The following is a 26,248-nucleotide window of genomic DNA, read 5'->3' as shown; positions in this document are numbered from 1 at the left end:
TAATTGCGGAGATCAAGAAAGTAACCGTTCGCATCCGTTCATCGCTGTCTAAGTTGCCTTTTTTCTTCTTGAGCATCCACCAGAGAATGGGTATAGCTACCCCTTCATGGACAATGCCGACTGTGAGGATGTTGTAGTGATGACTACCAAATGACCAATTGGTGCGGTCAATACTCAATACCCAGGGTTGAGAGATATGGAGCCACTGGACTACAATGGGAGCTATTTGAGAGTAATACCATTTCTCTAAATGAAAACTACACATCGAATTTAAATCCCCCTTTAAGTTCCCCTTTTTAAGGGGGATTTAGGGGGATTAAACTTCTGTAGTCAGACTTTGGAGAATTGGTATAATCTCTCTCGAAGTCCCCAAACAAGCGTTGTCATCGTTTGTAATGGGACTCTACCAATACCCGACCTTCAAAACCTAGAGCTAATTCCTTGAGGTTGACGGTTTTTACTTTCAACAGAGCCAGTAAGAAGAGAGCGAGGAAAGAGAGTCTTGCTCCGTGCCATCCCTTGAGGAGGTTTGAGAGCTTGTTTCAATGCGTTATATTGGTTCCTAGGGGTTTCAAGATTAGTGCTATTTTTGATAAAACCCTACTCCCGCCTACTTTTCCAGCTTTTTGTCCTGTACTTAGGAGAATTTACATAATTTTCCTCTCTAAAGCCAGAATTGACAATCATCTTCTAATAAACTAGGACAAATTCCTTGTAAGCGTCGATAAGCAATAGCATCCGCTCCATACAAAGGGATAGGTAAACGGGGTTCTTTGAGAGAACCATAGTGAAGTAAAGTTAATTTTAACGTAGTGTCAACTAACTGTTTTAAATTTACTTGATCTCCTAATTCATGAACTTTTAAGCGCAAGGGACGAGGAACACCTATTTGTTCAGACACTTGGGACGTTATCAGGATAACTTCCCGCTTTGATAAAGCAAAAGCTAATCCTTTTGAGGGAGCATTTATCTGTTTTTGCTCAAAATTATAAAGTCTAGGAATGCCAGTTTTATAACATTCTACGAGAATAAATTTAGCATTAATCGCTCTAGCTCTTGCTAGTAAATTCTCAATCTCCTTTCCTTGAAATTTACCATCTCTGTAAATGAGAACTGTCTGATTTTTTAGTTCAGCTTGCGGTAAACAATTTTCCAGAATACGTTGAGGAATTTCTTCTCCCTCGGTTAAACTATCTTCTACCCGACAGCGAACAAATTCTCCCTGTTTTCCATATAGTCGCACACTTGCACAAACATTGAGACTCCCCGGAAGATTTTTTTTAGGCATCCTTCCCACATCTAAACCAATAAAATAATCGGCAATTTCTAGAGGTTCAGCAAGGACATAGGGTAAATTTCCTAATTTGGCTAGGATTCCGGGGACAACTTGATTGAGAATATTCTTATAGTTGCTCTTATCATTTAAAGTTTTCTCATAAATCATTTGAGTTATAACTCCACGCTCCAAAAACTTTTTTTTAATCCACGAATATAAACTTCCTTCTTCAGTATTATCAGCATTGCGATCCTCTTGAGGAAGAAATACTAAAGCAATATCTACAGGAATTTCTCCTCCAATTAATTGATCAACTGCTTCTTCCAGTCTAGCTCTTTTTTCAAATCCTACACCTTCAACAGAGAAATTTATTTGATTCTCTGCTGGCAAAATGGTCTCAAATTTATAAAGTTTTAATCGCTTTTCTAATTGTTCTCTAAAATCTCCCACTTTCAAATTAGCTGGTTTCAGAATAGCTAAACGAATTTTACGAGCAGGATCCTCATATTCTCGATGACGTTGATATACACCCCCCTTCGATAATCCTTTGAGAGTTTCTCTTTTTTCTCCCCTTTCTTCCTTACCAAATAAGATGGGAGTTTGCTCAAGAGAAATAGAAGGAGTCCAAAATAATGCGGGGTATTCTTGGCTGTTAATACTTTTTTCTTTTAACTGAAACCCAAAGTTATTTAAAGTATTTTGTGCTTCCTGTTTATATAACTTTAATCGTTCTTGTCGTTCAGCATAGAAGATTTTTGTTTCCTTTAATAACTCTCCGTAATTGACTTGAAATAAACTCTCATCTTTATCTGTCATACAGGGTTTTAAAGCTGCCAATGGATAAATATACTCCTCGGGATTTTTGCCAAATTGTACCGCCACCACTGGCTGCCCAAGATGAGCTTCTTCTAATTTTCTTCGACTAATTGAACCCGTAGCTTTTTTTAATAAATATTCTCTTCTTTCCCCAATTGTACCCGCTATTCTAATAATTTTAGCTGTCCCATTAGTTTCTATAGTTTTAACCTTTAAACCTACTAATAATTTAGCCGCATCTTGTCTATAGGGATGATTTTCATAAAACTGTTCTAAATCTCCACTATAGACAATACTACTTTCAAGAGTTAAACAAATAGCTGGATCGGTGTCATTGATGATTTCTGCCCAAAAGTTAACTTCTCTCCTTACCTGTACTTGGTTTTCACTTATCTGACTATCTTTGGGAAAAACTATTGGATAGGAAAATTTACCAAATATTTTCAGAATTCTAACTGCTAATTGTGCTGTAACTAAAGCTGTTATCTGAAAGTCTTTTAGCCAATGAATAGAATAATAGTGATCGCCAATATCTTCTCGTAAAACCTCTTGAATATCTGATAAAGCTTCTTTCCACTGTTGTGGAGAGGGAAGAGATTTTTCATCTTTAGCTAATACCCAAAAACAATTATCTTCAAAAATAACCACCACAGCAGGAAACTTCCGACTGAATTGCCAACCAAAACGATTACCTATTTTTCTAGTAACTTGATGATTAAGCTTAAAACAATTTAAACAATTATTCTTGAGGGTTAAGGAACTAATTTCACTCAAAAATATTGGAGAGTTGGCTGTTTTAGTTTCTGTGTAATTCATGATCTAAACCTCCTTATTTGCATAATCACAAATCGATGTAAACGGACAATAACGACAGACATAGCCACTTTGAGGCGGAAAAATATGATAAAAATCTTTGGGGTGATCTTTATATTTTTGTAGTTGTTGCTGATGTTTTTTGGCCAGGGAAGCTAGTTCGATTTTAACTGCTTCTATTGCCTCAGAAGACAGGGATATTTTTTCTGAGCTTGTTTGGGTTTCTAAATTGTAAAAAGAAGCGACAATTTTTTTCTGAGGATAACGGTAACTAGCCGCCAGTAAATAAACATGAGCCTGACGACGATCAAAATTAGATTGACCAGTTTTCAAATCTAAAATATGTATAGTGTCATCAGCTTCTCTGAAAATACAATCAAAGGCAGCGGACAAATTAAACCGATATTTGCCTTGCTCGATAACAATAGGTTCTGGATAACCTTCATCGCCTCTAGATAAATTAATAATCTCTTGATTCAATAAAATTGGTTGTTGATAGTAATTGTTTAAAATTACTAAAACCCTAGCTTGAATTTCTGGCGATTCTTGATTTAATTGCAGGATTTCTGCCACTTGTTCCACCCCATGGGAACCTGATAATCTCACTGGCTCTTGATGAAACTCAAAAACTCCCCTTTGTGCCAACTTACCAATTTTTTGCGGTTGATTATCTTCTGATAATAATCTTTGGACTTCTGGTTCTTTGTTTCGCGCTTTTTCAAACCCCCGTTTTGTCTGACAATGCCAATTCTCATAGCCAATCGCTGGTTTTAGTGATCGCCAAAGACTATAGCTCATCGGAGGATACCAAGGCTTTTTGGGGGACTGGCAGGACAAGATTTTTTCCCTCGGTCAGGATAATGCTAGGATGACATTGACTAAAATAATCAACGCCAATGAACTAACTTTAGCCTATGTTGACTGAAATAGTCAACCCTTGATATAATTTTTTTGAGCGGTTGGGAGAAAAGCAGTGTCAGAAACATTTGGACAGGTTATCCGCAAAGCTCGTCGAGAGGAGGAATATAGTCAGAGAGAACTAGCTAAGTTGATTGGGGTGGACTATACCTATCTATCGAAGCTAGAAAATGATCATGCGGGTTATCCTCCTAGTCAGCAGGTTATTGAGTCCTTAGCGACTCATTTAAAATTAAATGCTCAAACTCTAGGAGAATTAGCAGGACGACTGAGTTCAGATGATCAAAAAGTCTTCAAAGAGTTAGTTCAAAAATACCAGCAAATGCCAATTTTATTGCGTCGCATGAAAGACAATCCCAATTTTGCCCAAAAAATTATTTCTGAGGCGACAAAATTAGAACCAGAGGAGTAAATATCTTGGATATTATTAAACCCTATAGTTTTATTCCCAAAACAGTGATTGAAGCTCAGGCAGACAATATTCTCAAGAAAGTAAAAGCTAATCGTCGTCGTCCCTTAAAAAATTGCGATATTGCGGAAGCAGTGGCTGATTATTTTGATTTGGCTATTGAATGGACGGACATAAAGCCAGATCAAGAGGGAGAAATCGCCGCAATGATTATTCCCACAGAAAAGAAAATTATTCTCAATGAAGATGTAAAATTCTTAAGAGATTCTCAAAATTCATCCCTAGCAAAAGAAGGTTTTAAAAATTCGAGTTTAGCCCATGAAATTGGTCATTTTGTCCTTCATATTAATCAAACAGCCGTCTCTAACTTTTTGGATCGAATCAATCAGGGAGATTCCCTAGAGACAATTCAACCTTTTCTATGTCGGACAGTTGATTCTAGCCAAAGAATTGAATGGCAAGCCCAATATTTTGCCAGTTGTTTACTAATGGCGATGAGTGAGTTAGAGAAAGCCATCAAGGGCCGTGACTTGACTAAATGGGGACATCTGTATGCGATCGCCGACGAGTTGGGAGTAACTATTACTAATCTTAGAAGTCGTTTAGAAAGTCTCCATTGGATCAAAGTCGATAAAAAAGTAATTTATCCCGGCAGTAATTTTCCCAAGAAATAGCTTCAATGTTCCGAGGAAGATTTTGCCCATCTCGATCGACTTATTTACTCATAATTTCGGCGGTTTGTGAGTTAGGAATCGGTTCAAAGTTGTGGTCGTCAGCCAGATATTCCGGATAGGTGGAGAATTGGGGTAGTATTTCTAGGGTAAAAGCTTCGGCCGCTTTTGAGCGATAACGATTCGGGTTAATAATTACCGACAAAGTGCGACGTACCTCCACATCTTTAATTCTGGTAGCGTGGATCACGCCCATTTGTAGTTCTTTTTCGATCGCTGTCACCGAGACAAAAGCCGCCCCTAAACCGGATTGTACGGCATTTTTAATCGCCTCGATCGAGTTCAGTTCCATCTCCACTTTTAAGCGTTTGGTATCGATCTCGCAACGAGTTAAAACCTTATCAATGACTTTGCGAATCGTCGATTGGGAATCGAGGGTGATAAATTTTAGTCGATATAAATCCTCTTTTTGAATCATTTCTACCTTAGACAGAGGATGAAAAATAGGCAGGACTAAAGCCAGTTCATCGTCTGCGTAGGGGATAATCCGCAGGGTTTCTTGTAATTCGGCGGGAACTTCTCCCCCGATAATGGCTAAATCCACTTGACCGTTAAAAACACCCCAAGAGGTGCGACGGGTGGAATGAACTTGTAGCTGTACGGATACTTCTGGGTATTTTTGCCGAAACAGTCCGATCATGCGGGGAAGAAGATAAGTCCCCGTGGTTTGGGAAGCACCGATGATTAGGGTTCCCCCTTGCAGATTTTGTAGATCTTCGATCGCCCGACAGGTTTCTTGACAGAGAGTGATAATTTTTTCGCCGTAGTTTAAGAGTAGGTGTCCCGCTTCTGTTAATTGAGCTTTCCGACCGCCTCGGTCAAATAACGGCACATTTAGCTGTTTTTCGAGGTTTTGTACCTGAAGACTGACCGCCGGCTGGGATACATACAGGGTATCTGCCGCCCGTTTAAAGCTTCCCTCAGCAGCGATCGCTTTGAGAATTCTCAGTTGGTCTAGGGTGAAAGGAATGTCGGTCATAGAAAGCCTCAAAAACATCGACAGGAGAAGGGGATGACAACAGCGACAAATCTTAAGTCAGTGCAGATAAATACACTGAATTGACAGTACCACACCACGGGGATCAATACTTCAGCTAGTTCGATGATCGCTTATTTTAGTCCTCAGCCCTGAATCAGTAATCAGTTACCAGTTATCAGATGCGAGTTATCAGTGAACTGATAACTGAAAAAGGCTGCCTCAGCAATTATCGGGTTGACTTTTACATACTACTTAATCGTTAGGCAGTAAGCATAAATAAGTTTTACACTTAATCCTGTTTCACCTTTTCTCAAAAGGGTAGAAGGAGTTTTATCTGTAAAGTTTATTTATTCTCAATGCCTAAATAGTCGTTGGCTGCAAAACCTGCGAGTAACATTCTCCTAACCAGGCTGTTTTTTCTTCGTTTTTGAGCTTTGGTCAAACCTGGTTGAGAGCTACCTGAGATAATCCCACCACCAGACTGCTCCCATCACTTGACTAAGCTTTTGAGATGAGAGTTCTTGCCTAATTAATTTTTGAGAGTTCAAAAATGAGAAAAATAGGCGTAAAATTGCATAAAATCCCTAAACAGAGCATTTAATTGATTAATTCTCATTCTTAATTCTCCTGAATACTGACTACTGGCTCCTCACCTAAGGGAAGATTTTTGATTTTTACAAGAGGTCTATTATAGTACAGGCTTTGATCGGAGGTAAACAAGGCGGTCGGGGGATCCCCACCAGTGCGCTTGCTCAGGGTGGGGAATTCCCGTGCCATATTTTCGTTAAGGTCTTTATCTCGGCTGACCTCATTTCAAATTCTCTATAGTATTTCCTACTTTTCGCCATTTACCTCTATAGTTAAGTATTTTTTAATATTTACTTTTGTGAGGATTGGTCAGGTTTTATTAAGTAATGCTGCGGATGCAGGGAAACGCCGAGAATTTGTGATACCCACACCTCAAAATCGTGGATTGGATAAGCTGCCCCCCCCGTCAAGGGATTTACCATTGGTTTCACCAGAATGGTAAACATTCCCAGACGATTTCCCGCTAAAACATCGGTAAACAAGCGATCGCCAACCATAGCAATTTGTTGGGGGGGGAGTCCCATGGCTGCCATCGCTTGCCGGAGTTTGCGTCGAGAGGGTTTCACCGCACCGAGAAGGTAGGGAAGTTGTAAATTATCAGCGATCGCACCGATGCGATTTTCACTGAGATTATTGCTTACCAACCAAATCGGTAGATAAAGACGCAAGGAATCGACCCAACGCTGTAAATCGTCAGAAACCGTCGTTTCCTGAAGGGGAACAAGGGTATCGTCCACATCGAGAATCAATCCCTTAATCTGATGCTGACTCAAAATCTCCGGAGTGAGACCGAGAATCGTATCCCCTAAAATTAAATCGGGTTGTAGAATTTTTGCTCTAGTCATTAACTTCTCAAAAATAACTGGCAGCGAGTCGATCGAACTCAGCTTGATTAAAAAACCGTTGCCTTATTTAGTATAAATGACCGACTGCCCCTGAAAATCTTGCCTGGCCTATCTCTTCACTTGGCCGCTTGAATCACCTGTAAACTGCCACCAGCGTATAATTTTTGTTGACAATCACGAAAACCGATCGCCTGTAAAGATCGGATCAAGTCCCGATCGATAAACTGCCAAGCGGTATCGGTTTCAAATAATTGCAAAAATAGGGCTAAAGAAGGCCAAAAAAGCGGGTTAGTGGGTCGATGAAAATCCACGAGGGCAAAAATTCCCCCCGGTCTGAGAACTCGATACACTTCTTTAAGAATTTCCTCTAACTGCTCTGGTTCCATTTCGTGGAGAGCGGCGCTAGTATGCACAAAGGCGAATTCTCCGGCATTAAAGGGCATTTTTTCGGCTAATCCCTCCACATAATGCGCTTGCGGCACCGCTAAACTAGCTCGCTCCAGAGCCACAGGAGAGACATCTAAACCGGTACAGTGATCGGATAGGGGGACTAAATAACGGGTGGTTTGACCCGCACCACAACAGAGATCGAGGATAGGGTCATTTTTAGCGATTTTTAAACCTTCTAGAGCTAATTGCCGAAAACAGGACTCCCCACCCACTGCTAGGGCAGCCAGACGGGAGATACCATCGTAAAGCCATTGATATTGATAACTGAGGGGACGTAAAATAGTAGCCAAGATCAACCTCCAAAATTTGATTAAGTTCTCTGTAGCCTGTAATTTGTTTTAACGGTTCCACCGATATATTGTTAAACTTGGTAAAGAATCTGAAAATTTAAAAATTATCTGTTAACACTATGGGTCGCGTTGGGGTTTTATTATTAAATTTGGGTGGGCCGGAGCGGTTAGAGGATGTGCGTCCTTTTCTATTTAACCTTTTTTCTGACCCAGAGATCATCCGTTTACCGATCAAAGGATTACAAAAACCGTTAGCTTGGTTAATATCGACGCTAAGAGCGAGTAAATCCCAGGAAAATTACCGTCAGATTGGTGGTGGCTCCCCTTTACTCAAGATTACGGAAGCACAGGCCACGGCACTGCAACAACGTCTCGCGGAAATGGGCCGCGAGGTGAGCGTTTATATCGGGATGCGTTACTGGAATCCCTTCACCGAAGAAGCGATCGAGCGGATTAAACGAGACCATATCAAAAAATTAGTTATTCTCCCCCTTTATCCCCAATTTTCCATCAGCACCAGTGGTTCCAGTTTTCGTGTGCTGGAGGAAATGTGGCAGCAGGATCCCTATCTGCGTTTAACGGAATATACTCTCATCCCCTCTTGGTACGATCATCCCACTTATCTGAGTGCTATGGCCGATCTGATTGCGCGAGAATTAGAGCAGTGTGCTAATCCTGACCAAGTACATATCTTTTTTAGCGCCCATGGTGTCCCCCAAAGTTATGTGGAGGAAGCGGGAGATCCCTATCAAAGGGAAATTGAAGAATGCACTAGGGCGATCATGCGTACTCTAAACCGACCCAATCAGTACACTTTAGCCTATCAAAGTCGCGTCGGTCCGGTGGAATGGCTAAAACCCTATACTGAAGATGCTTTAAAAGAGTTGGGAGAGCAGGGAATTAAGAATTTATTGGTCGTGCCGATTAGCTTTGTCTCGGAACACATCGAAACCCTGCAAGAAATCGATATAGAGTACCGAGAAGTGGCGGAAGAAGCGGGAATTGAACATTTTCAGCGAGTACCGGCTCTTAACACTCACCCGATGTTTATCGAATCTCTCTCCCAGTTAGTGGTCAAATCCCTAGAGGAAAAACCCACCACTTTCGAGCAAATTACCCATCCGAAAGCGAATATGAAAATGTATCCCCAGGAACGTTGGGAATGGGGGATGACAACGGCAGCCGAGGTGTGGAATGGTCGATTAGCGATGATCGGTTTTCTGGCAATTATTATCGAATTAATTACCGGTCAAGGACCGTTACATTTTGTTGGTTTATTATAACCTCAAGCTTCGTTGCCATTGCTTTTGATGGTAACTACCAAAATAAGGTTGGGTTTAACTATATTTAACCCAACCTTTGGCGATTTTATCTTCTCTTAGGACATCATATTAGCAGAACGAACATTAACGTTAACTTCTAGCCTACCATTGCCGAGCATATCTAACCCAGTGACGCTAAACAGATTAGCTTTAATCCCCCTTTCCTGAAAATTAGCCTGTAATTCTTTGATGAGAACCTCTTCCACTTTCCCCTCATCATCTGCTAGAGCTTGGACGATTTTAGCAGCGAAAGAGCCAATTTTTGCGCTCAATATTTCTTCCACATTGGTAATCTCGATAATAACCATTGATTTTTCTTCTTAGTAGAGGACAAATAGCATAAGAACAGAATTTGTAAGAAAATAGAGCTGCTCTCATCTTAGGAATCAGTATAACCCGCACTGTTCCCCCCTAAACGTAAATAGGCTTCAATAAAGCTATCTAAATCCCCATTCATTACCCCAGTAACATCGGTGGTTTCCACATTACTACGGAGATCCTTAACCAATTGATAGGGATGAAAAACATAGTTACGGATTTGATTGCCCCAAGCGGCCTCCACCATATCGCCGCGAATTTCAGCGATCGCTTGAGCCTGTTGTTCCCGAGCAATAATTAACAATTTCGCCTTTAATAAAGCTAGGGCTTTTTCTTTATTTTGTAATTGCGATCGCTCTTGGGTACAACGTACAGCGATACCTGTGGGAAGATGAACTACACGCACGGCAGTTTCCACTTTATTAACATTTTGTCCACCTTTTCCCCCAGATCTAGTGGTGGTAATTTCTAAATCTTTATCGGGAATTTCTACCCTCACCGCATCATCGCCCAAAATTGGCATCACTTCCACCCCAGCGAAACTGGTTTGACGTTTACCATTAGCATTAAAAGGGGAAATTCTGACTAACCGATGGGTGCCTTTTTCTCCTTTTAGATAACCGTAAGCATAAGTTCCAGCAATTTCAATTGTCACCGATTTAATTCCCGCTTCATCTCCTTCTGATATTTCCGCTAAAGTGACTTTATAACCCTGTTTCTCGGCCCAGCGAGAATACATTCTCAGGAGCATTTCTGTCCAATCTTGGGCATCGGTTCCCCCGGCCCCCGCATTAATCGTTAAAACCGCTCCTTTTGCGTCGTATGGACCATTTAAAAGCTGTTGCAATTCCCAGCGATCGAGGTCATGCTGTAAATGAGTTAAATTGTCCGTTGCTTCTTCTAGTAAAGCTCGATCGGATTCTAATTCTAATAACTCGATAATTGCCTTGGTATCTTCTAATTGTTCACACCAACCCTGATAGGTTTCTAAAGAAGATTTACATTCGTTTAGTTCTTGCAGGGTTTTTTGAGCAGTATCGGGATTATCCCAAAAAGTGGGGACGGCTGCCACCTGTTCTAAGTCTTTAATTTTGGCCTTTAAAGTGGGTAAGTCAAAGATAGTCCTGGGTTTTACCCAGGCGCGATCCTACTATCTCGATACCTTTTTTTAGTTCCGATATTTCCATGTTATCAGTTAAGTAAGTGGTTATAATTAAATAGACGATAGATTTTGCCTTTGATCTCCCCCGTCCCCCTTGATAAACGGGGGGCCGATCCCCCCTTAATCCCCCCTTAATAAGGGGGGCATCTAACAATTTTTAACGGCTAAAATGGTACGATCGATCCGCGCAGGGGAGCAAGACTTTGTAAAGCGTTTTCAGCCTTATCACGACTGCTAAAAGCGCCTATTTGCCAGAGGGAACGACCTTTGTAGGAAGTGGGGAAAGCGTCGGGATAGAGAGAACGAACTTTGCTGCGATCGCTCTCGGTTTTGGCTTCAATTACTACTTTAAAACCTTGGCGGCCACTATTGCTCATATTACCACTACTGGGATTAGCAGCTGGTCGATTAAAAGTAATCACATCCGATAAACTTCTCTGATTGCCTAGGTTGCGCGGCGGCGGTGGTGGTACAATTGCATTAGTATTCTGGGAATTGGGAGGAGTTAGGGGGGGTAAATTAGGGGTAACTGGGGACGGTGGGGTTAAATTTGGCTTTGGTACCGGATTAGTGGCCACTGGCTGAGGATTGCTCTCTACTGCTGTTTCTGCAGCGGTAAAGGTATATTCTCGCACTTCGGGATCACCGGAAGGATTAACCGGTGTTTCTGCTTTGACGGATTCTCTGGGGAGGGAATAACTATTACCCGCGAGTAATTCCGGGGGAGGATTGAAACTGGGACTATCGGCAGTTAGATAGATATGACTGAGATTTTGACCGGCTAGACTGCGTTTAGTAAAGCGCCAGCCATCGATGAGATAAATTTGGATTAAACCGGTCCCTAAACCTTTTGTCCGTCCAATAATTACCTCTGATTGTCTGGGATTGCGGGGAGTTCCCACGAGGACTAATTCCCCGTTGCGTTGTACGATACGCAGCAGGTATTCTAAACCGTAATCTTTGCCCTGAATGCGAAGGGAATAACCGTTACTGTCGGTGGCTCGTTCACAACTGCCGGTAAAATCGAAATCGAGGAGGAGAGGCTGAACAATGGTCGGTTCTCTGCCATTTACCGCCCAACATTGGCGTTTTCTGGGAATTTGTTGCAAAATCAGCAAATCGTATTTACCGTTACCGTAGGGACGGGCAATAGCGATAAAATCCTCTTGATTAACTTCTCGTTGTTCAAAGAGAGTTGCTTGACTGGGTGTCGTCAGGAGACAACCCCCCAGAAGTGAAAACAGTAGGGTAAATTTTAGGGATGATTTTAGATTCATAAATAGGGAGCCTTGTTATGGGGATCGTACTTGCATTTATTTTATCGATTTAGACGCAAGTCAGAGAATTTTGTTTTCCTAGGGGAAATAGTTTTATAATTCAGCCGTCGGCCGTCAGCCTTCAGCCATCAGCTAGGAAAGGCAATCAGGCCAATTGAAAGGTCTTGGAGTCTGCTCAATTCTGCTGGATTTTTGCTAGGGATTTATTTTATCTCGGAGAATAAAGCTTCTAAGTCTTGACGACCGCTAACTATTCTTAAAATCTCTACTGTGTCATCAGTAACTCGATAGAAAATAATATATCCATCTAAAGGCAACCCTCTCAAGGACGATCTAATATGACTGTAACTACGTCCTCAATTGGGAAATTGTGCTAATTGTTGACACTTTTGGGAAAATTTTATCAATAGTTTTTCCCCAGCTTCCACGTTTACCGCTAAAAAATAATCAGCAATCTTGTTTAAATCTTGACTGGCTGATGGGGCAATAATATAACGATTCATGATTAGGATTGACGCTCTTTCTGAAATTTTTTTAAAATATTGTTGATAACTGTTTCGACCTCTAATCCTTCCCCATTGTCTAATTCAGCTACAGCAATATCAATTTGATGACCGGTTTCTTCTCGCCATTCTAAATAATCTTCATTGATGTTGGACAGCAAGTGTAAAGCGGTATCTATGAGCTGCTCTACATTATCAAATCTGCCACTTTTTAACTGTTCTTCGATAAATTTTTCTTGATTTGGTTTTAGTTGAATATTCATACTAATTTTTGTTAGTTTAAGGACTAAATTATAAGCATTCCATTTTATTATACTGCAAGGAGCAGACAGAATAGACTAAGATTATCGCTGATCTAGGGGCAGAAATAAGGTAACAATCCACAGTAGGATAGAGATTGCGAAAAATTGACTCTTGAGTAGAGTGGCAACAAGATGGCGAAAGCGGCGATTATTGGATTGGGAAGATCGGGAATAGCAGCGGCAAGATGCTTAAAACGGGATGGTTGGCAGGTGACATTAAGCGATCGCTCTGATTCTCCCAGTTTACAAGCACTGCAAACCAATCTGGAAAGAGAAGGAATTATGGTCAATCTTGGTCAAAATCTCAGTCTAGAGGCTTCAGACTTGCCTAATCTTATCGTGGTTAGCCCCGGCGTGCCTTGGGATGCCCCGATTTTAATTACTGCCAGAGAAAAAGGCATCGAGACGATCGGAGAATTAGAATTAGCTTGGCGTTATCTGCAATCTTCCCCTTGGTTGGGGATTACGGGAACTAACGGTAAAACCACCACCACCGCCCTCTGTGCCGCTATTTTTCAAAAAGCGGGGTTAAATGCCCCTTCCTGCGGTAATATCGGCTATGCTGCCTGTGAATTGGCTTTAAAAGCCGATAAATACGATTGGATTATTGCGGAGATTAGTAGTTATCAGATCGAGTCCAGTCGGGATTTAGCGCCGAAAATCGGCATCTGGACAACTTTTACCCCCGATCACCTCAGTCGTCATCAAACCCTGGAAAATTATTATCAGATTAAAGCCTCTTTACTGCAAAGAAGCGATCGCCAAATCCTCAACGGTGATGATCCCTATCTGCGTCAAATCGGTGTTAGTCAATGGCAACAAGCTTACTGGACTTCTGTGAAAGGCAAAGAGGCGCTTTTGGGCGATCCTAGTCGTGGTGTTTATCTGCAAGATAACTGGATCGTGGCTTTTGGGGAGTTAATTGCCCCGGTTAATCTCCTGAAAATGGTGGGTAGTCACAATCAGCAGAATTTGCTTATGGCTGTGGCCGCCGCTAGATTGGCAGGAATCGAGAAAAAAGCCATTACCGAAGCGATCGCCACTTTCCCCGGGGTTGCCCATCGCTTAGAGTACATTTGTACTCATAAAGGACTAGACTTTATTAATGATAGTAAAGCAACTAACTACGATGCCGCCGCCGTGGGTTTACAATCAGTCCCTAGTCCAGCGATTTTAATCGCGGGAGGAGAAGCGAAAGCAGGGGATGATCGGGCTTGGATCGCTGAAATTAAGGCAAAAGTCGCCACTGTGCTGCTGATTGGTGACGCTGCCGCCGATTTTGCCCGTCGTTTACAGTCAGCAGGTTATCAAGATTATGAATGTGTAGAGACGATGGACAGGGCAGTTCAACGTGCGGCTGAATTAGGACTGGCAAAAGAGGCTAAAGTGGTGTTATTATCCCCAGCTTGCGCTAGTTTTGACCAATACCAAAGTTTTGAACATCGCGGCGATCACTTTCGGCAATTGTCCTTACAGTTGTAGGGAGATGGGGGAATGGGGAAGTGGGGAAACTCAACTAAAACCCTAAAACCCCGTTGCGGACGGCTAAGACGTAATTTTTGTTGCCAAAGATACTATTTTTTGGCTAAGTTGGGTAAGATCAGGAGGAGTTAACCAAAAAAATTAAGAGAAAAAAACGTGCTGGGATCGTCCTTCCGTCGTGATCATCTTTTTAACAAGCCCCTAATTGTCTGTCTTTTGTCCTGTGTGGGTGTCTTGCTACCAATCCCAGTTTTAGCGACACCAGTGGCAGTGTTAAAAAGTCAGGAAAATGCCAATCAATGGACAGATATAACCAATCGTTTGCAAAATGTCGGGGTTAATTACTGCATTCTCCAGAGTAATCAGTGGCAAAGCGACGCGGATTTGAATAAAATTAAGGTTCTAATCATCCCCAACGTCGAGACTATTTCCGGTTTACAAGCTAGTGTCTTGAGTCGTTGGCTGAATCGCGGTGGTAAAATTATCGTCACCGGTCCGGCGGGAAATCTTTCGGAACCTGCTGTGCGGAATCAACTGCGATCGCTATTCGGGGCTTACTGGGCCTATCCCCACCCTCAAGCTTACACCCTGCGACCGACTAATTTAGGTGAACTGAAAAACCAAAAACCTTTAGCCAGCAGTCTCCTCGGTGGTGTGGTTATCCCCACGGGAATTAATAGCCAAACCGTAGCCGTCTGGGGAGCGCGCAATAATCCCCCTGCCGTTGTCCTCAATAATAACTCGATCTTTCTCGGTTGGCGCTGGGGCAGCGATGCCGTGGCTAATCTCGCCCTCGATAGCGCTTGGCTAGAAACCGCTCTGCAACGCTACGGCATTAATCGCAGTTCTTCTCCTAGCACAATTGCGCCCTATTGTCAAGGGCAATCAACAATAGTTAATAATATTAATAATACACCAATGGCGACCGCACCCCGTCGCCCTCTACCCCAGATTGCAGAAAATCCCCCCAGGGAAACGGCGAGATTAAGTCCGAGTACCGAGGCAATTCCCCCCAGAGCGAGCCTAACTTCTCAACAAATTAGCCAGATGACGGCAGAATTGCAGGGATTAATCGGGCGTTATGGGGCGACTCTCTTAGCTTTAGAAGCCAGTAATAATAACACTTTAACTACCGATAAATCCCTAGCACAAGCATTTCATAATCGGGCAAAAAATTCCCCCACCTCGGATGGGGCGAGACGATTCCGTTTAGCCCTAGAAAATGCCCAAGGAACCTTAAATAATTTTCAGAATTTAATCGCTCAGGGGGACTATACCCAAGCGCGGGAATATTGGTTACAAGCGCGGCGAAATCTTTGGGATAATTATCCCACTAATCGACAATTTGCCCAACCAGAAATACGAGCAATGTGGTTAGATCGAGGCACGATCGTACAAGCTAAAAACGAGGAGGATTTAGCTAAAGTATTCGATCGCATGGCGGCAGCGGGTATTAATGTGGTCTTTTTCGAGACAGTTAATGCTAGTTATACTATTTATCCCAGTCAAGTTGCCCCCGAACAAAACCCTTTAACTAGAGGTTGGGATCCCCTCAAAGTTGCCGTTAAATTAGCCCATGAACGCAATATGGAAATCCACGCCTGGGTGTGGGTTTTTGCGGCGGCTAATCAAGCTCATAATAAAGTATTAGAGCAACCATTAAATTATCTCGGTCCAGTTTTATCGCGTAATTCCGATTGGGGTGCAACTAATAAAAGTGGTGGTTCTTTTGATTACAGTCAAGGCACGAAAAAGGCCTTTTTTGATCCTGCTAATCCCGAAGTACAGAACTATCTTTTATCTCTTTACGAGGAAATTGTCAAGAATTACGATGTGGATGGCTTGCAGTTAGATTATATTCGTTATCCTTTCCAGAGTCAAGATTCTAATCAAACCTATGGTTATGGTAAATCCAGCCGTTGGTTATTTAAACAAATGACAGGAGTTGATCCCATTACTTTAAATCCCCGGGGTGCTTTATGGGAACAATGGACTAGCTTTAAAATCCGTCAGGTTGATACTTTTGTCTCCCAGGTTTCTACTCGTTTAAAACAGATTCGCCCCCAATTAAAAATGTCGGCGGCGGTGTTTCCCCTAGAACAAAAAGAACGGTTATATCGTATTCAGCAAAACTGGGAAGAATGGGGACAAAATCAATGGATAGATATAATATTTTTAATGACTTATGCTCTCGATACAGGGACTTTAGAAGATAAAACCCAGTCTTTATTTGATCGCCAAATTGCAGGAAATGCTCTGATTATACCCGGTATCCGTCTGTTAAAAGTACCCGATCAAGTCACCATCGATCAACTACAATTTATTCGCAATCTTCCCACTTCGGGATTCGCTCTTTTTGCCACAGAAAATCTCAATCCCAACCTGCAAACAATTCTTAATCGCATTCAGGGATCGATAATTACGAAAAAAGCTGAACCTTTACCCCACCGTCAACCCTTTAAAACGGCAGCAGCGCGGTTTAATTCTCTGCGTCAAGAGTGGAGTTTTTTAATAGTTAATAATTTATGGGCAATGGAGGAGCGAACCTTAAAAACTTGGGGGCAAGAAGTGGACGAAATGGCTAATCTATTAGAGCAATTAGCTAATAATCCCAGCCCTCGCAATTTGACTTTAACTCAAAATGCTCTAAAGCGATTTAGCTATCAATTTAAATCTGTGATGTCCAGACAAAAAGATTTATCTGCCTATCAAATACAAGTCTGGGAAAATCGCCTCGCAACCCTACAAAGTCTCCTAAGTTATGGTCAAAGGGTTGAGTTTTAAGTAGTCGTGCAGAATTAATTTCCCAGTAGAGATAGGCACTCTGGCAAGAGACAGCCATCAGTTGTTTTATCCCTACTCCCCTACTCCCTAATCTGTTTCCCAACCCCCAAAACCCGATGAAAATAAAAGACAGCCAGAAGCCTTTGTTCAGCTTCTGACTGGCGGAATTTTAACGACGACGGGTTCTTTGTCGTCTTCGGGCTACTGCTTTACGCTTTCTCTTTTCTTGAGGGGTTTCAAAAAATTGATGCTTTTTGATATCCGCATAAATTCCCGCTTTCGCTACCTGTCGCTTAAAACGACGTAGGGCTGATTCGATCGCCTCGTTCTGACCAACTACCACTTGGGTCATTAACCTAATTCACCTCCTGTAACTGCTCTCTGCCTAAAAAATGCCAACTTCTCATTGTAGCACAATCTAGCGTAAAAAGCGATCAAGGCCGCCTTTAATTAGGGCGAAGGCATCTTAAGAGATATCCTGCAAAAGTCTTATTCAGCCACCTGATGATAGCCTAAAGCAAGTTCATAATTGTCAATGCCAGCAAATGGCTCTCTTATTCTTTGTGTGATCAGTTTAACTTATATAGGAGAGAGCGATCTTTGTGTCCTTTGTGTCTTTGTGGTTTGTTCGACTCGCTCGCCAGGATAACTGCATCTTAGAATACATTTTACCCACCAAACCGAAGAGAGCCAGCAAATTTTTGGCTCCGCAAGAAGTTGAGATTTTATAGCTCTCAAAAGGGAGTGGGAATGATCAGATCAAGTTTATTTTCGGTCTGAGGATGACGAAAAGATAATTGTTTAGCGTGTAGGTACAAACGGTCGGACTGCTTACCATTATACAAGCGATCGCCTAAAATTCCTATCCCTAATCCCGCTTGACTATGAACACGAATTTGATGGGTTCTTCCCGTGTAGGGAATAAATTCGAGGCGAGAATAATTGCCTTCTTTACCGATAACTTTAAAATAGGTTTGACTAGGTTTTCCCCTTTGCCAGTCCACAGTTTGATAGGGTCGATTTTGCGGATTTCCCCAGAGAGGTAGGTCAATTATACCCGATTCTTGCTCAACAATTTCTGACAATATAGCTTCGTAGATTTTCTCCACTTCTCGCCGTTGAAATTGTTGGGATAAACAACGATAAATATCTAAACTTTTAGCTAGTAATAATATACCAGAAGTTTCTCGGTCTAAACGATGAACGGGAATGACATTTTTTCCCTGACGACGAAACCGATTAACCACAGCATCTTGACTATCTTGATAACGTCCTGCTACCGATAATAATCCTGGGGGTTTATTAATAGCAATTATTCCCTCGTCTTCGTAGATAATTTCTAGAGATGAACGTAAACCAGAGAGTAAAAAACCCATGAGAGGTTGACATCTTTCTTGACAAGCGCCATAAAATTCTCCCTGTTTTCTATCTCGATTCGATTCTCCCCACCAAAATTCGGCCATAGCGATGGGTTTTAATCCTTTCATAGCGGCATAATTTAATAATTTTGGGGCGCAACATTCCCCTGTTCCTGTCGGTAACAAATTACTGCCCATCAATTTAGCTAAGGAGAGAGATTGTCCAGAAAAATTATTTAAACAGTAGGATTGATACAGCAATTCCTGTAACTGTTTGGAGAGGTTTCTACGCTGTTGCTTAAGTTCAATAATTCTCTGATTGGCTAAGTTTATTTTCTCAATTAAGGGTTCTAAAACTTGTTTTTGTTCCTGTTTTAATTGCTTTCTTGCTCTTTTTTCCTGACGACTGATATTATTTAATTTTTCTAATTCTTCTGGGTTTAAATCTCCTAAATTTCTTAACCTATCTCGTTCCTGTTTATGGTTTTGATGTTGTTGCTGTAAAGCTTGTATTTTGCGCTCAAAATTTGCTTGATTGAGTCGATATAAATTATGTTCGGGAATTGATTGTAGGGTAATAATTTCCTGTTTAATTGTTTCTAAAAGTTGCAAAACTCGCTTTTCTTCCAGCACAATTTTTTCTCTCCCCACTAGGGACGGAACCCAGCCGGTGGCTTCTCCCTGTCCAGAAAAAGCTTTTAAAATTTCTATTTCGCCAGCGGCATTTTCTCCTAACAAAATGCCATACATTTTGCCTTCAGGATTGGTGATAGTTGTCATCAAATCTTGGGCAATTTTTTCAGCCAAAAGAGTGCGGGGCAAGCGCAATAACTCGCCCGTTTCGGGACAAATTCCTTGATAATAATAAGTAACTTCCTTCACTCTTTAAGAACAGGAAAAGGGGCCAGAGATACCCCTAAGAAAAACAATTGGCAAAGAAATCGATAGTTTCCTGTAAAGCGACAATAAAGCTATCAATTTCTTCGCGGGTATTATAAAAATATAGACTTGCCCGCGCGCTGCCGGAAGCATCAAAAAGGCGGTGTAGAGGTTGGGTACAGTGATGACCGGAACGAATAGCGATTCCTTCGTGGTCTAATAAAGTAGCTAAATCACTAGCATGAATCCCTTCCACATTAAAGGCGGCTAAACTAGCCCGACCTTGGCCCGTTAAACTAGGTGATGGCCCGTAAATTCTTAAACCCTCAATTTCTCCTAATTTTTTGAACAAACAGGCGGTTAACTCTTCTTCGTAGGCATGAATATTATCCATCCCTAAACCCATTAAATATTCTACCGCAGCACCGAGAGCAATCGCTTCGCCAATAGCGGGGGTTCCAGCTTCAAATTTGTGGGGCAGTTCGGCACAGGTAAAATGGTCTAAATAGACTTCCGAAATCATTTCGCCACCACCAAAAAAGGGCGGCATTGCCTCTAAAATCGCCTCTTTGCCGTACAAAAATCCAATACCGGTGGGGGCGCACATTTTATGACCACTAGCCACCAACCAATCACAATCTATGGACTGCACATCAATGGCTAAATGGGGGACACTTTGACAGGCATCAATTAATACTTTCGCCCCGACTTGATGGGCAAGGCTGACTATTTCGGCAACGGGATTAATACAGCCTAATGTATTGGAAACATGGAGGACAGCCACTAATTTAGTTTTCTCAGATAACAAGGATTTATATTGTTCTAAATCAAAGCTTTCGTCGCTGGTTAATTGCACATATTTAATCACCGCCCCCGTTTTTTGGCAAACAATTTGCCAGGGGATTAAATTACTGTGGTGTTCCATCACCGAGAGAATAATTTCATCCCCTGCTTTCAGGGTATTTAATGCCCAACTGTAGGCGACTAAATTAATCGCTTCCGTGGCGTTGCGAGTATAGACAATTTCCTGACGATAAGCGGCATTAATAAACCTAGCCACCTTATCTCTGGCTCCTTCGTAGGCTTCCGTTGCCCGGACACTTAAAGTATGCGCCCCCCGATGCACATTAGCGTTATCTTTTTCGTAATAGTTTCGCAGGGTTTCTAATACTTGAATGGGTTTTTGGGAAGTGGCGGCACTATCGAGATAGATAAGAGGTTTATCGTGTACGGTTTGATGGAGGATAGGGAAATCGGCGCGGACTTTTTGGGCGAGGGTTTTTTCTTGGATAATTGTCATTTTAGTCAGGAGTCAGAGGGGTACTTTGGGCAGGTTGACACCCACCCCGGCAGAGTTATTCCACACTGCGACAGGCGACACATTGCCCCAATCTTTGGCGGAGGGATTCTAGAGGAATTTTAGCTAAAATCTCGGCCGAGAAAGCATCAATTAACAAACTGCGGGCGGTGTCGGCGCTTAAGCCCCGGCTTTGCAGATAGAATAAATCATCGGCTTCCAGTTGGCTAATGGTTGCCCCGTGGGAACATTTGACGTTATCGGCGGTAATTTGTAATTCCGGTTTGGTGTTGACTCGTGCCTTGTTAGAAATTAACAAATTCCGATTTAACTGGGAGGCGTTGGTTAATTGGGCAGGTTTGGGAACAAACACTTTACCATTAAAGATGGCGTGAGCGCTACCATCAACGATACATTTATGCAGTTGGTTGCTGATACCGTGGGGATGGTTGAGATAGATGGCGCTGTGGGTATCGGCGGTTTGTTGTCCGGTAATCATGGCTAATCCGTGCAGATTTGTCTCGGTTTGTTCGCCTTTTTGCAGGATATCGAGGTTATGACGGCAGAGTTTAGCTCCTAGATTTATCTCGTTGAGAGTGTAACGGCTATCGCGCCCTTGTTCAATTATCGTGCGTCCGATGTGAAAACCATCTCCCGATTCCCGTTGTACTCTGGTATGGATAACCTCGGCGTTGGCTTCGAGGTAAATTTCCGTGACAGCGTTGGTGAAATAAGAGTAATTTACAGGTAAATCGGAGCAATGTTCGGCTAAAGCTCCGTAGTTCTCAATAATATTGACACTAGCTCCCGTTTCAGCCACGATGAGGCTATGGGGCTGATAAAAGCGGGGAATTTCCTCCACAACGGTGATAAATAGGAGATGTATCGGGGTTGTGACGACGGTGTTAGCGGTGACGTGAATTACTGCCCCATCGCTTAGTCCAGCTTGGTTGAGTGCGGTAAAAAATTCGGGGGTTTTTTCTTTCCCTAGATAGTTGACAAGAACATCTTTTTGTGCATTGGCGAGATTGCTGACGCTGACACCGGGGGGTAAAGCGGAGATATCGGACAATTCAGGCTGATAAATGCCGTTAACGAAGACTATACGGCTGTTTTTGGCTTCGGGCAGTAAAAAAACAGCCAGAGCATTTTTATCGATTGTAACGGTTTGGGGAGCGCGAAAATCGATCGCCCAGAGTTGACTTAAATCGGTGAATTGCCATTCTTCGTCTTTTCTGCCAGGGATGGCTAATTCGTGAGCTTTACTGGCTCCCGATTCTCTTAATTCGAGAATTTTACCGTTATCGATAGTGGGAACCGTTTCTCGCGACAATTTTAACAATAATTCTCCTGATTGTTCAGGTTTCGTGATTATGGCTGTCATTGGTAAGAGGGGGTGGGGTGTGGGGTGTGGGGTGTAGGGTGTGGGGTGTAGGGTGTAGGGTGTGGGGTGTAGGGTGTGGGGAAGGAAACCTCTTTCATCTCTGGTGGTGAAAATTTTTTCATCGGGACTGACTACTGATAACTGATAACTGATAACTAGATTATTTAACGGCTAATACTTGTTCATCGAGGAAATCGTAGCCAGTTCTTTCTAATTCGAGGGCTAATTCTTTACCGCCACTGGTGACAATGCGCCCATCGTACATAACATGAATAACATCGGGTTCAATGTAGTTGAGCAGACGCTGATAGTGAGTGATAAGTAAAAAAGCGTTATCGGGAGTAGCTAAGTGATTGACTCCCTGGGCAACAATTCGCAAAGCATCGATGTCTAAACCGGAGTCAATTTCATCGAGAATTCCTAAAGTAGGTTCTAATAAAGCCATTTGTAGGATTTCATTACGTTTTTTCTCACCACCGGAGAAACCTTCGTTTAAACTTCTGCCAAGAAAGCTAGGATTCATCTGGACAACTTCTAGTTTTTTCTCGACTAATTCCTCAAAGTCAAAACTATCTAATTCTTCCGAACCTAAATATTTTTGTCGGGCATTATAGGCAACGCGAAGAAAATCAAGGTTACTAACGCCGGGGATTTCTAAGGGATATTGGAAAGCGAGAAAGATACCCATAAGCGCTCGTTCATCGGGTTCTTTGTCTAAAAGGTTTTCACCTTTATAAATTATTTCTCCCCCAGTTACTTCATAATCGGGATGTCCGGCAATTACTTTGGAAAAGGTGCTTTTTCCTGAGCCATTGCGTCCCATAATTGCGTGGGTTTCACCCGCTTTAATTTCGAGGTTAACTCCTTTAAGAATCTGATTTCCATCAATACTAGCGGTCAGATTTTTTACCGATAAAATTACTTCACTCATGTTTTTTTGTTGGCAACTGCAAATATTTCTAGAGACTAATTATATTTCAGCGAACACTGATAACTGATAACTGATAACTGATAACTGTTATCCGACGGTTCCTTCGAGCTTGAGACTGAGGAGTTTATCAGCTTCGGCGGCGAATTCCATCGGTAATTTACTGAGGACATCCTTACAGAAACCACTGACTAACATAGAGACAGCATCTTCTTCGGAAATGCCCCGTTGTGCGAAGTAGAATAATTGGTCTTCACCGATTTTAGAAGTAGAAGCTTCGTGTTCTACTTTAGCACTGTTGTTATCCACCTGAATATAGGGAAAAGTGTTAGCTTCGGCATTATCTCCAATCAGCATAGAATCACACTGGGAGTAATTTCTTGCTCCCTTGGCTTTCGGTCCCATTTTCACTAAACCGCGATAACTATTTTGGGAGTTACCCGCAGAAATTCCCTTAGAAATAATGGTACTCTTGGTGTTCCGGCCAATGTGAATCATTTTCGTACCTGTATCGGCCTGTTGTTTGTTATTAGTTAGGGCAATTGAGTAGAATTCCCCGACGGAATTATCGCCGACTAAGACACAACTGGGATACTTCCAAGTAATTGCTGAACCGGTTTCCACCTGCGTCCAAGAAATTTTAGAATTAACTCCTTTACACAGACCCCGTTTAGTGACGAAATTGTAAATACCTCCCTTACCATTGGCATCGCCAGCGTACCAATTTTGTACGGTCGAATATTTAATATCCGCATTATCGAGGGCGACTAATTCCACGACGGCGGCATGAAGTTGATTACTATCGTACATCGGAGCGGTGCAACCCTCTAAATAACTTACCGATGCCCCTTCTTCAGCGACAATTAAAGTTCTTTCAAATTGTCCTGTCTCACCGTTATTAATCCGAAAATAGGTGGACAATTCCATCGGACAGACGACACCTTTGGGGATAAAAACAAAGGAACCATCGCTAAAAACGGCAGAATTAAGAGCGGCAAAATAATTATCACCCACGGGAACCACAGTACCGAGATATTTCTGCACCAAGTCGGGATGTTCCTGTAAAGCTTCCGAAATAGAACAGAAAATAACCCCCTGTTCTGCTAGTTTTTCTTTAAAAGTTGTGGCGATAGAAACGCTATCAAAGATAGCATCGACAGCGACGTTAGAAAGGCGTTTTTGTTCCGAAAGGGGAATGCCTAATTTTTCAAAGGTTTCGATTAAAGTGGGGTCAACTTCTTCAAGACTGTTGAGTTTTGCTTTTTTCTGTTTGGGTGCAGAGTAGTAGATAATATTTTGATAATCAATGGCAGGATAGGAAACGTGCGGCCAACTGGGTTCGGTCATCTTTTGCCATTGATGGTAGGCCCGGAGACGAAAATCGAGCATGAATTCCGGTTCCTTCTTTTTCGCCGAAATTAGGCGAATAATCTCCTCATTCAAACCGCGAGGGATGGTTTCCGATTCGATATCGGTGATGAAACCGTACTTGTAGGGTTGGTTAACGAGGTTTTTAACGGTGGTTGCACTCATGGGGGTTAGTGTTCTCTCTACGCGGTAGGCAGGGGAGGCAGTTAAACAACTTTCCTGTTGTTTAACTTGATTATATAATAGATTAACAACAAAGCTGTTGTCAAAGTCACGGAAAATTTGAGAGGATGCTGATAAACCTCTGTTATTCAAGTTACTCTGTAGGGGTAATTGGCCGCTCCTTGACCCTCAGCAATTGTACGCTAAAGCCTCTGTTTTTGGTATCATGACCACGACTCAACCCGCCTCGACGAAAGACGATATTCTACAATATTTGCTCAAAAACGGTCAATCTACTGCCCAAGACTTGGCCGAGGAGTTAAGCATTAGTCCGCAAGCGACGCGACGCCATCTTAAGGATTTGGAGGGGGAAGGACTGATCGAATATTTTGCGGTACAAAATAAGATAGGACGACCCCAGCATATTTATCGTCTCAGTCGTCAAGGTCGTGGCCGTTTTCCCCATAATTACGATAATTTCGCTGTTTCTTTCCTCAATACTCTCGTGGAGACGGTGGGAGAGCAACAGGTGGGGGAAATTCTCAAAAAACAGTGGCAACGCAAAGCGGCAGAATATCAATTGCGCCTCGGCAAGGGTTCTTTAGGGGAAAGAATGAGAAAATTGCTGGAAATTCGCCAAGAGGAGGGTTATATGGCAGAATTAGTGGCACTGGAAGCAGAAAATAGTTATATCCTGGCCGAGCATCATTGCGCTATTGCTGAGGTCGCCGGTTCCTATCCCAGTATCTGTGGCCATGAATTAGAAATGTTTGCCATGCTGCTTCCCGATTGTACGATCGAACGGACTCACTGGATCAATCAAGGTGAGCAACGATGTGGTTATCTAATTAAGTGCAAGGGATGACAGAGAAAGATTAGAGATTTTCATCGGGATTTATGCCCAATTCCCGCAGTTTAGCCGCTAATTTTGCGGATTTCTGCCTTTCCTGTTCAACTTGGGTTTCTGCCTGTTGTGCCGCTTCTGCGGGAGTGGGTACTAATTCCCCTTCGGGGGTAAAATAGCGCAATTTATTGGCAGATAAACCCAAATATAAGCCTAATTGTTGACTCCAGAGCCGTCCCTGGGGATTGGGGGTAATCGGTTGATATTGACCGCTAATTAGGGTAAATCCTTGAAATTCTCGGCTTTCTGGGTCAAACCAAAAATAATCGGGAGTGCGAAATATATCTTGATAAATTTGTTTTTTCTCCTCTCGGTCAACTTTGGCGCTACTATCGGAAAGAATTTCGATAATTAAATTGGGATATTTACCCTCTTCTCGCCAAATTACCCAACTTCTGCGGTTAGGATTGGGATTTGTCCCCAAAACCACGAAAAAATCGGGACCACGGCAGAATTCTGACTTTTTCTGGTTGGGACTGTAATAAATGGTTAAATTGCCGGCGGCAAAATAATCTTCTCGCTCGCGCCACCACCATTCTAAACACTGAATTAATAAAATAATTTGTTGTAGATGTAGGTTACTTTCCAAGGGTGGTTCATCACTCCAAAATTCGCCTTCTGGGAAGATTATCTCGGGGTTTACATGAGACTCCACTAGGGGTAAGCTTTGAGCGATAGTCATGGTTTGTCCAACAGAGATAAG

22 protein-coding genes and 2 pseudogenes are annotated in these 26,248 nt (G+C 42.3%); 6 read left to right on the top strand and 18 right to left on the bottom strand.

All coding sequences use genetic code 11. From position 1 onward, the window contains the following. Nucleotides 1-10 precede the first annotated feature (10 nt). From ACQY1X_RS23325 to ACQY1X_RS23315, 3 genes and pseudogenes are all read right to left on the bottom strand, one after another. Nucleotides 11-594: pseudogene (locus ACQY1X_RS23325) on the bottom strand (hypothetical protein); the annotation flags it as partial. A 70-nt stretch (nucleotides 595-664) separates the two neighbouring features. Beyond that, nucleotides 665-2,908: a Piwi domain-containing protein gene (locus ACQY1X_RS23320; protein WP_430015193.1), complete on the bottom strand. Its 2,244-nt coding sequence runs from the start codon at nucleotides 2,906-2,908 to the stop codon at nucleotides 665-667. 3 nt (nucleotides 2,909-2,911) lie between these two features. Then, entirely contained in the window at nucleotides 2,912-3,703 is a 792-nt protein-coding gene (locus ACQY1X_RS23315) for a PD-(D/E)XK nuclease family protein (RefSeq protein ID WP_130756330.1), read from the bottom strand. Nucleotides 3,704-3,878: 175 nt separating this feature from the next. Between ACQY1X_RS23315 and ACQY1X_RS23310 the strand changes: the two genes are divergently transcribed. Both ACQY1X_RS23310 and ACQY1X_RS23305 read left to right on the top strand, forming a co-directional pair. After that, complete coding sequence (locus ACQY1X_RS23310) at nucleotides 3,879-4,235, top strand: helix-turn-helix domain-containing protein (protein ID WP_002738811.1); 357 nt, start codon at nucleotides 3,879-3,881, stop codon at nucleotides 4,233-4,235. A 5-nt stretch (nucleotides 4,236-4,240) separates the two neighbouring features. After that, the gene (locus tag ACQY1X_RS23305; RefSeq protein WP_002778352.1) at nucleotides 4,241-4,906 is read left to right on the top strand and encodes an ImmA/IrrE family metallo-endopeptidase; all 666 of its coding nucleotides are present in this window, start codon (nucleotides 4,241-4,243) and stop codon (nucleotides 4,904-4,906) included. Between the two features lie 40 nt (nucleotides 4,907-4,946). Here ACQY1X_RS23305 and ACQY1X_RS23300 read toward each other — a convergent pair whose 3' ends face one another. The 3 genes from ACQY1X_RS23300 to ACQY1X_RS23290 all read right to left on the bottom strand — a co-directional run bounded on the left by ACQY1X_RS23300 (nucleotide 4,947) and on the right by ACQY1X_RS23290 (nucleotide 8,115). After that, entirely contained in the window at nucleotides 4,947-5,942 is a 996-nt protein-coding gene (locus ACQY1X_RS23300; RefSeq protein WP_002747787.1) for a LysR family transcriptional regulator, read from the bottom strand. A gap of 878 nt (nucleotides 5,943-6,820) precedes the next feature. After that, nucleotides 6,821-7,375: a YqeG family HAD IIIA-type phosphatase gene (locus tag ACQY1X_RS23295; protein WP_002756104.1), complete on the bottom strand. Its 555-nt coding sequence runs from the start codon at nucleotides 7,373-7,375 to the stop codon at nucleotides 6,821-6,823. Nucleotides 7,376-7,491: 116 nt separating this feature from the next. Further along, nucleotides 7,492-8,115 (bottom strand): class I SAM-dependent methyltransferase, encoded by a 624-nt coding sequence (locus ACQY1X_RS23290; protein ID WP_002738717.1) that lies wholly within the window; start codon nucleotides 8,113-8,115, stop codon nucleotides 7,492-7,494. A gap of 119 nt (nucleotides 8,116-8,234) precedes the next feature. Between ACQY1X_RS23290 and hemH the strand changes: the two genes are divergently transcribed. After that, nucleotides 8,235-9,398: a ferrochelatase gene (gene hemH / locus ACQY1X_RS23285; RefSeq protein WP_002738693.1), complete on the top strand. Its 1,164-nt coding sequence runs from the start codon at nucleotides 8,235-8,237 to the stop codon at nucleotides 9,396-9,398. Nucleotides 9,399-9,493: 95 nt separating this feature from the next. Here the strand turns inward: hemH and ACQY1X_RS23280 are convergent, their stop codons facing one another. From ACQY1X_RS23280 to ACQY1X_RS23260, 5 genes and pseudogenes are all read right to left on the bottom strand, one after another. After that, the gene (locus tag ACQY1X_RS23280; RefSeq protein WP_002739055.1) at nucleotides 9,494-9,745 is read right to left on the bottom strand and encodes a hypothetical protein; all 252 of its coding nucleotides are present in this window, start codon (nucleotides 9,743-9,745) and stop codon (nucleotides 9,494-9,496) included. Between the two features lie 71 nt (nucleotides 9,746-9,816). Continuing rightward, nucleotides 9,817-10,942 (bottom strand): peptide chain release factor 2 gene (prfB, locus tag ACQY1X_RS23275; RefSeq protein ID WP_192575066.1). Its coding sequence is split into 2 segments (ribosomal slippage): nucleotides 9,817-10,869 and nucleotides 10,871-10,942, totalling 1,125 coding nucleotides; the frame shifts between segments, so codons are not numbered across the junction. Between the two features lie 139 nt (nucleotides 10,943-11,081). Further along, nucleotides 11,082-12,194 carry a DUF3747 domain-containing protein gene (locus tag ACQY1X_RS23270; protein ID WP_430013645.1) on the bottom strand — a complete coding sequence of 371 codons (1,113 nt, stop codon included), beginning with the start codon at nucleotides 12,192-12,194 and terminating at the stop codon, nucleotides 11,082-11,084. Between the two features lie 203 nt (nucleotides 12,195-12,397). Then, nucleotides 12,398-12,697, bottom strand: a pseudogene (locus ACQY1X_RS23265) (type II toxin-antitoxin system RelE/ParE family toxin). A gap of 2 nt (nucleotides 12,698-12,699) precedes the next feature. Then, nucleotides 12,700-12,960, bottom strand: coding sequence for a ribbon-helix-helix domain-containing protein (locus ACQY1X_RS23260; protein WP_002739380.1), 261 nt, complete (start codon nucleotides 12,958-12,960; stop codon nucleotides 12,700-12,702). A 171-nt stretch (nucleotides 12,961-13,131) separates the two neighbouring features. Between ACQY1X_RS23260 and murD the strand changes: the two genes are divergently transcribed. Next, on the top strand, nucleotides 13,132-14,481 hold the full coding sequence (gene murD, locus ACQY1X_RS23255; protein ID WP_002795100.1) for a UDP-N-acetylmuramoyl-L-alanine--D-glutamate ligase: 1,350 nt from the start codon (nucleotides 13,132-13,134) through the stop codon (nucleotides 14,479-14,481). A gap of 156 nt (nucleotides 14,482-14,637) precedes the next feature. Further along, nucleotides 14,638-17,265: a glycoside hydrolase family 10 protein gene (locus tag ACQY1X_RS23250; RefSeq protein WP_430013644.1), complete on the top strand. Its 2,628-nt coding sequence runs from the start codon at nucleotides 14,638-14,640 to the stop codon at nucleotides 17,263-17,265. A 169-nt stretch (nucleotides 17,266-17,434) separates the two neighbouring features. Here the strand turns inward: ACQY1X_RS23250 and rpsU are convergent, their stop codons facing one another. The 6 genes from rpsU to sufB all read right to left on the bottom strand — a co-directional run bounded on the left by rpsU (nucleotide 17,435) and on the right by sufB (nucleotide 24,644). Then, nucleotides 17,435-17,617, bottom strand: coding sequence for a 30S ribosomal protein S21 (gene rpsU / locus ACQY1X_RS23245; protein ID WP_002738938.1), 183 nt, complete (start codon nucleotides 17,615-17,617; stop codon nucleotides 17,435-17,437). Nucleotides 17,618-17,999: 382 nt separating this feature from the next. Then, on the bottom strand, nucleotides 18,000-19,505 hold the full coding sequence (locus tag ACQY1X_RS23240; RefSeq protein WP_430015192.1) for a pseudouridine synthase: 1,506 nt from the start codon (nucleotides 19,503-19,505) through the stop codon (nucleotides 18,000-18,002). A gap of 34 nt (nucleotides 19,506-19,539) precedes the next feature. Then, nucleotides 19,540-20,802 carry a SufS family cysteine desulfurase gene (locus ACQY1X_RS23235; protein WP_430015191.1) on the bottom strand — a complete coding sequence of 421 codons (1,263 nt, stop codon included), beginning with the start codon at nucleotides 20,800-20,802 and terminating at the stop codon, nucleotides 19,540-19,542. A gap of 55 nt (nucleotides 20,803-20,857) precedes the next feature. After that, entirely contained in the window at nucleotides 20,858-22,183 is a 1,326-nt protein-coding gene (sufD, locus tag ACQY1X_RS23230) for a Fe-S cluster assembly protein SufD (protein ID WP_430013641.1), read from the bottom strand. A 160-nt stretch (nucleotides 22,184-22,343) separates the two neighbouring features. Further along, complete coding sequence (sufC, locus tag ACQY1X_RS23225) at nucleotides 22,344-23,114, bottom strand: Fe-S cluster assembly ATPase SufC (RefSeq protein WP_002795094.1); 771 nt, start codon at nucleotides 23,112-23,114, stop codon at nucleotides 22,344-22,346. An 87-nt stretch (nucleotides 23,115-23,201) separates the two neighbouring features. Beyond that, complete coding sequence (sufB, locus tag ACQY1X_RS23220) at nucleotides 23,202-24,644, bottom strand: Fe-S cluster assembly protein SufB (protein ID WP_002738588.1); 1,443 nt, start codon at nucleotides 24,642-24,644, stop codon at nucleotides 23,202-23,204. Nucleotides 24,645-24,867: 223 nt separating this feature from the next. Here sufB and sufR point away from each other — a divergent pair, with 223 nt between their 5' ends. Beyond that, the gene (gene sufR, locus ACQY1X_RS23215) at nucleotides 24,868-25,506 is read left to right on the top strand and encodes an iron-sulfur cluster biosynthesis transcriptional regulator SufR (RefSeq protein WP_016514657.1); all 639 of its coding nucleotides are present in this window, start codon (nucleotides 24,868-24,870) and stop codon (nucleotides 25,504-25,506) included. Nucleotides 25,507-25,516: 10 nt separating this feature from the next. On the opposite strand, the gene ACQY1X_RS23210 is transcribed toward sufR, so the two are convergent. Beyond that, nucleotides 25,517-26,227, bottom strand: coding sequence for a Uma2 family endonuclease (locus ACQY1X_RS23210; RefSeq protein ID WP_271939478.1), 711 nt, complete (start codon nucleotides 26,225-26,227; stop codon nucleotides 25,517-25,519). Between the last annotated feature and the right edge of the window lie 21 nt (nucleotides 26,228-26,248).

Origin of the sequence: Microcystis protocystis FBCC-A270 (genome assembly GCF_050500235.1) — a bacterium.
Classification (GTDB): Bacteria; Cyanobacteriota; Cyanobacteriia; order Cyanobacteriales; family Microcystaceae; genus Microcystis; species Microcystis ichthyoblabe_A.
Note: the sequence above shows the minus strand (reverse complement) of the source record. Positions and strands in the feature narration are given on the sequence as shown.